We start from the raw sequence: 8112 nt of genomic DNA, 5'->3' as shown, positions 1-8112 counted from the left end.
CAGGGTCCACCCCTTCGAAAGGGGTGGACCCGCACCACCCCTTTCCCGCTGGAGCGCTCGTGAGAACCCTGGTGGCCGCGGTCCGCCTCGTGGGTGCGGCCCTGCTCGCCGTCACCCTGTCGCCCTTGCCGACGGCCGCGGCGCAACCCGCCGACGGCGACGCCCGGCAGACGTGGTCGATCGCCCCGGCCTCGGCCTCCGGTCCGGACGGCCGGACCCGGTTCGACTACGTCGTGGAACCCGGCATGCGGTACGACGACCACCTCGCCGTGCGCAACCTCGGCGAGACCGAGTTGGCGCTGGACCTGTACGCGGGCGACGCGGTCAACACCGGCACGGGCGGCTTCGACCTGCTCGCCCGCGACGAGGCGTCCACCGTGGTGGGGAACTGGGTCGCCGTCGCCTCGCCCCGGGTCGTGGTGCCCGCCCGCGAGACCGCGGTCGTGCCCTTCAGCGTCACCGTCCCCGCCGACGCCGAACCCGGCGACCACGTCGGTGGCCTCGTCGCCGCGCTGACCTCAGGCGGGAGCACTCCGGTCGAGGTGGAGCGCCGCGTGGGCAGCAGGCTCTACGTCCGGGTGGCCGGTCCGGTCGACGCCTCCGTGCGGATCGACTCGCCGACCCCGGTTTACCGCGGCACCGCCAACCCGGCGGGGACCGGGGAGGTCGAGGTCACCTACACGGTGGTCAACGACGGCAACCTGCGCCTGGCCCTGCGCCCGTCGGCCCGGGTGAGCGGCCTGTTCGGCCTCGGCGGGCGCTCGACCACCGGCGAGGTGCTGCCGGAACTGCTGCCGGGCAACGCCGTGACGCTCACCCAGACGCTCACCGGGGTCCTGCCGCTCGGCCCGCTCGACGTGCGGGTCGAGGTCGAGCCGGTCACCTCGGCGGCGCAGTCGCTCGGCGGCGCGGTGGAACCCGCGACCGCCGAGGCGTCCGTGTGGGCCGTCCCGTGGACCGCCCTGGGCGCCCTGGCGCTGTTCCTCGGGACGACCACCGCGCTGTGGCGCGTCCGGAGGAGGATCCGGGCGCTGCGCGGGCAGCCGGCCGCCCGGCCCGGGGCGCGCGCGGGGACGCCCTGACCGGCTCCCCGCGCCGCGCGGGTCAGTGCTCGTCGTAGTGCTCGCCGTGCGCGGCGTGGCGGTGGCCGTCGTGCGCGTAGTCCAGGTGGTCGCCGTGCTGCACCGCGACGTGGCCGCAGCCCTCGCCGTGGGCGTGGTCGTGGCCGTCGTGCGCGCCGTGGCCGGTCGGCTCGCACTCGTCGAAGTGCCCGTCGTGCTCGCGGTGCAGGTGGCCGTCGTGGGCGTAGTCCACGTGGTCCTGGTGCGGGACGGCCACGTGGCCGCAGTCCTCGCCGTGCGCGTGGCCGTGGTCGGTGTGCTCGCGGTGCGCGGTCGTCATCGTCGATCCGCCTCTCGGTCGTCGTCGAGGCCGGACGAGCGCCTCGGCGTCCTGGGTTTCGTCACTCAGCGCAACTACACATTAGGACGCACGCATGGGTCCCGCACCTCGACAGCGTCCGATCGGGTGACACCGCGGTCCGGGTCTCAGTACCAGGGCGGGGGTTGGACGACGTCCGGCCCGCCGGTGTGCGGCACCGGCACGTGATCGGCCGCCGGCTCCGGCAGGGCCGCCACGCACGCCGCCGAGCACGCGTTGACCAGCAGCGGCAGCACGTCGGTCGCGATCCGGAGCGAGATCCACACCTGGCGCAGCTCGCGGTCGACCGGCCCGTCGCAGACGCTGCACGTCCGCACGGCCGCGGCGCCCCACACGCCCGGGTCGAGCGCGGCGAAGTCCGCCTGCCCGACCCCGGTCACCGGTCGCAGCGCCGGGAACGGCGGCCGGAACTTGAAGTTGCCGTAGAGGACCCGGGTGCTCACCGTGCTGTCCGCGAGTCCCGGGCACCTGGTCAGCTCGTACGGGTACCAGTGCAGCCGGTGCGAGGTGTAGGGGTCGAACGCCCGGAGGCCGGTCATGGCGCCGATCTCGGGCGGGAGGCGCACCAGGTTCGTGCCGTACAGGAGCAGGCGCCGCACCGCGGTCAGCTTCGCGATCGTGGGCGGCAGGGTGACCACCTGCCGCCGTTCCGGGGCGGTCATCTCCCGGAAGGGCGCGAACTCCTCCCGGCCGTCGGCCGCCGCCTCCTCGACCAGCTCCAGCAGGCGCAGCCAGCCCGGCGCCGCGACGTCCTGCCGGTCCCGGTGGAAGCGGACGGTCCTCGGCCGGTCCTCGGTGGAGTACCCGACGCACCGGCACCGGTCCCGGTCGGGGCCGCCCGCCGAGGGGCCGACCGCGCCCGCGAACCGGTTGGGGACCGCTCCGGGAGGTCTCTCGTCCGCCGTCACCGCGGGAGCGTAACGACGGGGTGGTCCCCGGCGCGAGTTCCCCCGCGCGAGGCCCGCGGTTCAGGAGGTGGCGATCGGGTTGACCGGGCTGCCGGGCGTGAAGCACCCGAGCACGTCGTCCTGCGCGGGCACCGGTCGTCCCGCCGTCATCCCCGCACCACCCCCCGTTCCGGGGGTGCGCTCAGAGGCACGGCGGGCGGTAGTCGTCGACGCGCAGGCCCCGGAAGGCGATCCGGTTCGGGGTCTTGCCGACGAAGACCAGGCCGCGCGCCTCGCCCAGCGCGGAGGCGAACGAGTGCGCCGGCTCGCCCAGCTCGGGCAGCCACGTCCACCGGTGGGGCGCGAAGCCGAAGAACTTGCGCACGAGCTTCCCGCCGGTCGACGGGACCTTCGTGAGCCACTGGGCGCCGCCGCTCCACCGCGAAGCGGAGCGCAGTTGGACGTAGAGGTCGTCGGTCGCGCTGTAGGTCAGCCAGAAACCGGACGAATCGGAGAGGTCCGCCTGCGCCTCGAACCGGTTGCCGAGCCACACGACGGCCACGTGCCACTCGTCGCCCAGGAACTCGACCTCGGCCGCGTACCCGTGGCGCTCCCGCACGAGCAAACTGCCGGTGGCCGGCACGGTGGCGCCCTCGCCGGAGGCGAGCCACTGCTGGAACCGGTCGATCGACGGGGTCGCGCACTCGCGGTGCCGCTGGGCGTGCGCGCCGGTCGCCGAGGTGTCCGCGTGGGCGACCGCGGCGGAACCGGCGAGGGAGAGCGCCATCGCGCAGACGAGCGCCGCGAAAGCCTTGGTGGGTGCGGCAGCCGCACGTCCGTGCGTAGGGTTTCCGCGCATTTTCCGGAAGCTAGCACATCGGCGGGCGCCGCGGTCCCCTCCGACCGTCGGCCTACTTCCGGCCGTGGCCGGGACACCCGCCGTGCCCTAGCGTCGGCCGTCTGGTGGGACGATCGAATGGAGTGCGGCGATGAGTTCCAGGCACAGAACCACCCCGGTGGTGCGGGCGGGCGTCGTGGCGGGGGTGGTCGGGCTCGCGTTCGCCGGGGTCTCGGTCCCCGCGGCGACGGCGCAGGACCGGGTGGTGCGCGCCGACCGGGCCGTGGCCAGGGCGTGCCACGACGCCCTGCTGCCGCCCGGCACCGCCGGGGTGGACCGGCGCGAGGTCACCTCCCCCGTCGACGGCCTGGTGCAGGCGCGCCTGGCGCCGGGCGAGGGCCGCGAGGGCGACTGGGACCTCGCCGTGTTCGACGAGGCCGGTGGCGAGGTCGTGGCGGCGTCCGCCGCGCTGCGCAGCCGCGAGCTGGCCGAGAGCTTCGTGACCGGCGGCCAACGGCTCGTCGTGCAGGCGTGCCGGTACGGCGGTCCCGCGCGGACGGCCACGCTGGGCGTCGACTTCCTCGCCCTGACCCCGCAGGGCACGCCGACCGCCGCGGAGCGCGCCGAGGTCGTGCGCGTGGAGACGCCGCGCCGACAGGACAAGGACACCCTGCTCGACCTCGACCTGGACCTGACCGAGAAGGGCGACGCGACCGGGGTGGAGGTCGTGCTCGCCGGCGACGCGGACCGCGAGACCCTGCGGAACAGCGGGCTGAGGTACGCGACGGTGGACGCCGACCTGTCGCGGACCTCGCGGGAGGCCGCCGCGCGGGACCGGGCGTACGCCTCCCGGGGCCGGGCGTCGGGCCTGCCCTCCGGGCGGACCTCCTACCGGCACCTCTACGACTACGAGTACGAGCTGAAGGAGCTGGCCCGGGGCAACCCGCGGCTGGTCCGGGCGTTCACGCTGGCCGAGCCGACCCCCGAGGGCCGGGACGTGGTGGCGGTCGAGATCGCGAAGGACGTCGACAACGCCGAGGACGGCAAGGCCGTCAACCTCCTGATGGGCGTGCACCACGCCCGCGAGTGGCCCGCCGGCGAGCACGCGATCGAGTGGGCGCACGAGCTGGTCAACGGCTACCACCGGGACGACTCGATCCGGTCGCTGGTGGCCAGGACGCGCAACGTCGTCGTGCCGATCGTGAACCCGGACGGCTTCTCCACCTCCCGCGAGGCCGAGCCGAAGGGCGACTTCACCCGGTTCGACTACGAGATGAAGCGCAAGAACTGCCGCGTGGACGACTCGCCGCCGCAGCTGCGCACCGGTGCCTGCAAGGCCAACCCCGGCGGCGTCGCGCGCGGCACCGACCCGAACCGCAACTACGCGGGCTTCTGGGGCGGCGCGGGCGCGGGCGTGACGTGGAGCAGCGAGACGTTCCGCGGCTCGGCGCCGTTCTCCGAGCCGGAGACCCGCAACATCCGCGAGCTGGTCTCGAAGCGCGCCGTCACCAACCTGATCACGCTGCACACCTACGGCAACCTGGTGCTGCGCCCGCCGGGCGTGGCCGCGGTGCGCGCGCCGCTGGAGGAGCCGGTGGTCAAGGCGCTGGGCGACCGGATGGCCTCGCGCAACGGCTACGACAGCATCCCGTCGTGGGGCCTGTACGACACGACCGGCACCACCGAGGACTGGTCGTACTGGGCCACCGGCGGCTTCGGGTTCACCTTCGAGATCAACCCCGGCGGCTTCCACCCGCCGTACGAGGACGCGGTCGTCGCCGAGTACGTCGGCGCGGCGCCGGCGGCGGGCGCGGGCAAGGGCGGCAACCGGGCCGCGTTCCTGGACATGCTGGCCAACGCCGCCGACCCGGCCGCCCACTCGACGCTGGTCGGCACCGCGCCGAAGGGCTACCGGCTGAAGGTGCACAAGACCTTCGGGACGCCGACCTCGCCGGTGCGCCAACCGGACGGCTCCACCACCCCGCCGATCCAGGTCACGGACACGGTCGAGTCGGCGTACTCGTCGACCGGCGGCCGGTTCACGTGGGCGGTCAACCCCTCGACGCGCCCGTACGTGGCGGGCCGGTACGGGCGCGACCCGCAGGCGCCGCCGCAGGCCGCGATCCCGCTGGCGAACCCGCCCGGCGTGCCCGCGGAGAACACCTCGTTCCCCGGCAACCCGGTCGCCGAGCGCATCCCGTTCACCGTGCGGGGGCTGCCCGCGGCGGACAACGGCCGGTTCGACGTGTCGGTCTCGTGGACGTCCACCGCCACCGACTGGGACCTGTTCGTCCTGGACGCCGCGGGGCAGGTGGTCGCGCAGTCGGCCCAGGGCGGCACGAACTCCGAGGTGGCCACCCTGGTCGACCCGCCGGCCGGCGAGTACACCGCGGTCCTGGTGAACTACGACCAGGTGGACCCGGCCAACCCGGACGACTGGACGTCGGGCCGGGTGGAGTTCTCCCCGCCGGTGCCGCCGACCTACGGCGTCGAGGAGGCCTACACGCTCACCTGCGCCGACCGGCAGGGGCGGCTGGTCGGCCTGACCGACGTGTTCGTCGACCGCGGCGAGACCGTGGACGTGGGCGAGGTCTGCACCGACTCCGCCCGCGCCACCAAGCAGCGCCGGCGCTGACGCCCGGGTCCGGCGGCCTCCGTCAGGGAGGCCGCCGGGCCGCGCCGGGTCGCCACGACCCGTTCCCGGTGGCCGGCGCCCCCTCCTTGCCATAGTCAGGTGATCGGTATATACCGATCACGTGACCGAACCACCGATGCGGGAACCCACGTTCCTGATCCTCACGGCGCTGGCCGCCCGCCCGCAGCACGGCTACGGCATCCTCCAGGACGTCCTGTCGATCTCCGAGGGCCAGGTGGCGCTGCGCGCCGGCACCCTCTACACCGCGCTCGACCGGCTCTCCTCCGACGGCTGGGTCGAGGTGGACCGCGAGGAGGTCGTGGAGGGCAGGCTGCGCCGCTACTACAGGCTGACCGACCGGGGGGCGGCCAGGCTGGAGGCCGAGGTGGCGAGGTTGCGGGCCCGCACGCGGGCGGCGTCGCGGCGCCTGCGGGCACGACCGGCGGGAGGTGTGGCGTGACGGAGTTGGAGCGCCGCTACCGCAGGCTGCTGGCGTGGTACCCGCGCGACCACCGCGAGCGCAACGGCGAGGAGATGCTCGGCGTCCTGCTGGCCGGGTCGGCGGGCCGGACCAGGCCCGGCTTCCGCGCGGCGGCCGACGTGCTGTGGGGCGCGGTGCGGCTGCACGCGCGCCGCGTGGCCGCCGTCGACGGCGGTGTCCGACCCGGCGACGTGCTGGCCGTCGTCGGCCTGCTGGGTCCCCTGGTGCTCCTGACCGGCGCCACGACCGGCCTGCACGAGATCGGGTGGTGGATCAAGGCCGACGCCCTGTGGGACATGCCGTGGGCGACCCAGTTCCCGGACGCGCCGGTGTGGGTCCTCTGGGCGGTCGTGGCGGCGTTGACGCTGTTCACGGGGCTGCGCCGGGTCGCCGCCGCGGTCGCGTGGGTGGCGACCTCGGTGTCCCTGCTGCTGGAGGTGGGTCTCGACCACGTCTGGGGCACCGGCGTGAACACCGGCTGGGTGCTGCTCGGCGCGCTCACCGCCACGGCGCTGACCTGGTCGCCCGGACCGGTCCGCGGCCGGGAGCTGCTGCCCGGACGCGCGGTGCCCACGCTGGTCGCGACGGTCGTCGCGGCCGTGGTGCTGGGGGTGCTGGTCGGCGAGGTGGTCGGGTTCGCGGTGCTGGTCCTGGGGTGCGCCGCGGCGTGCGGCGGCGGTTCCCGCACCGGCCGGCGCGCCGCGCTGCTCCTCCTGTTACCGGTCGTGACCACGGTGTCGGCCTTCGCCCTGTACTGGGTGCTGCCGCCGCCGACGACCCCGGTGGACGACGTCCTCCTCCGCTGCCCGCCGATGCTCCTGGCACTGCTGGTGCTGGGCGTCCCGGCGTTCGTCGACCGGCGCCGCCCCGACCGGCCGGTCACGTAGCGCGCTCCTCGGGCGGGTCGTCCGCCGGGCAGCGGCTCGGGCATGATCCGCGGCATGGGATCGTCACCTGATTGGCTCAACCGCTACCGGAGCGGGCAGCGGGACCTGGTGTGGCAGGAACTGCGCCTGCTGGGCAGCGGGGTCCGGGAGTCGCCGTGGGCCGAGGAGGCGCGGCTGGTCTGCGACGAGATGGCGCACCGGGCCCGGCACAACGTCGAGTTGATCGTGGCGAGGCTGACCGAGGACGGCTACCGGTTCCACACCAACGATGACGACCGGGCGCCGACGCCGCCCCACGTGCCGCCCACCCCCGCCGCCCGGGCGCACGCGGACTGGCTGGAGGAGCGGTTCGGCGCGGTGCCGATGACCCTGCTGTCCTGGGTGCGGATCGTCGGCGACGTCTGGCTGGTGGGCACGCACCCGGGCTGGTCGACCTCGGCCGCCGCCGACCCGCTCGTGATCGAGGTGGAGGGCTCCCGCCACCCGGGTGACTCGTCGATGCGCGACTACGTCGACGACGAGTGGGCCGGGTGGCGGGAGGAACACGAGGAGGACCCGGCGAACGCGGGACTGTTCGTGCTCCCGCTCGCCCCGGACCGGCTGCACAAGGACAACACGAGCGGGGGTCCGCCTTACGGGGTGGTGCTGCCGGACGGTTGCGCGGACGGGCTGTTCTCCTGGGAGACCACCATGCCGTTCGTCTCGTACCTGAACTGGGTCTTCCGCGAAGGCGGTTTCCCCTGGTGGTCGGGCGAGGACGAGCAGTGGTCGGTGAGGCGCCGCCTCGCCCGGGACCTGCTGCCGCTGTAGGCCGGCGGGACGGGGTGGGCAGCGGCGGTCCCGACCGGGTCGGGGGGGCGCCCCCGGCCCCAACGGTTGGGGGCGGGCCGCGGCCGGGGGACCCCCCCCCCCGCGCCCCCCCGGGGGGCCGGCCCGGGCGCGCT

At 75.0% G+C, this 8112-nt stretch carries 8 protein-coding genes; 5 read left to right on the top strand and 3 right to left on the bottom strand.

Annotated features, from left to right (window positions below):
- Window positions 1-59: 59 nt before the first annotated feature.
- On the top strand, window positions 60-1082 hold the full coding sequence (locus ACFV4N_RS36100) for a DUF916 domain-containing protein (protein ID WP_499677156.1): 1023 nt from the start codon (window positions 60-62) through the stop codon (window positions 1080-1082).
- Between the two features lie 22 nt (window positions 1083-1104).
- Here ACFV4N_RS36100 and ACFV4N_RS36095 read toward each other — a convergent pair whose 3' ends face one another.
- The 3 genes from ACFV4N_RS36095 to ACFV4N_RS36085 form a co-directional block, all read right to left on the bottom strand.
- On the bottom strand, window positions 1105-1401 hold the full coding sequence (locus ACFV4N_RS36095) for a hypothetical protein (protein ID WP_499677155.1): 297 nt from the start codon (window positions 1399-1401) through the stop codon (window positions 1105-1107).
- Between the two features lie 146 nt (window positions 1402-1547).
- A complete protein-coding gene (locus ACFV4N_RS36090) occupies window positions 1548-2348 on the bottom strand; it encodes a leucine-rich repeat domain-containing protein (RefSeq protein ID WP_499677154.1) in 801 nt (266 codons plus the stop codon).
- A gap of 181 nt (window positions 2349-2529) precedes the next feature.
- The gene (locus ACFV4N_RS36085; protein ID WP_499677157.1) at window positions 2530-3114 is read right to left on the bottom strand and encodes a hypothetical protein; all 585 of its coding nucleotides are present in this window, start codon (window positions 3112-3114) and stop codon (window positions 2530-2532) included.
- Between the two features lie 202 nt (window positions 3115-3316).
- On the opposite strand from ACFV4N_RS36085, the gene ACFV4N_RS36080 reads away from it, so the two are divergent.
- The 4 genes from ACFV4N_RS36080 (at window position 3317) to ACFV4N_RS36065 (ending at window position 7978) form a co-directional block, all read left to right on the top strand.
- A complete protein-coding gene (locus ACFV4N_RS36080; protein WP_499677153.1) occupies window positions 3317-5800 on the top strand; it encodes a M14 family zinc carboxypeptidase in 2484 nt (827 codons plus the stop codon).
- A 121-nt stretch (window positions 5801-5921) separates the two neighbouring features.
- Complete coding sequence (locus ACFV4N_RS36075; protein WP_499677152.1) at window positions 5922-6260, top strand: PadR family transcriptional regulator; 339 nt, start codon at window positions 5922-5924, stop codon at window positions 6258-6260.
- Complete coding sequence (locus ACFV4N_RS36070; protein WP_499677151.1) at window positions 6257-7168, top strand: hypothetical protein; 912 nt, start codon at window positions 6257-6259, stop codon at window positions 7166-7168. The genes ACFV4N_RS36075 and ACFV4N_RS36070 overlap by 4 nt, the downstream gene beginning before the upstream one ends.
- 54 nt (window positions 7169-7222) lie before the next feature.
- A complete protein-coding gene (locus ACFV4N_RS36065) occupies window positions 7223-7978 on the top strand; it encodes a hypothetical protein (protein WP_499677150.1) in 756 nt (251 codons plus the stop codon).
- Window positions 7979-8112 lie beyond the last annotated feature (134 nt).

Source organism: Actinosynnema sp. NPDC059797 (assembly GCF_042732085.1).
Taxonomy (GTDB): Bacteria; Actinomycetota; Actinomycetes; order Mycobacteriales; family Pseudonocardiaceae; genus Actinosynnema.
Note: the sequence above shows the minus strand (reverse complement) of the source record. Positions and strands in the feature narration are given on the sequence as shown.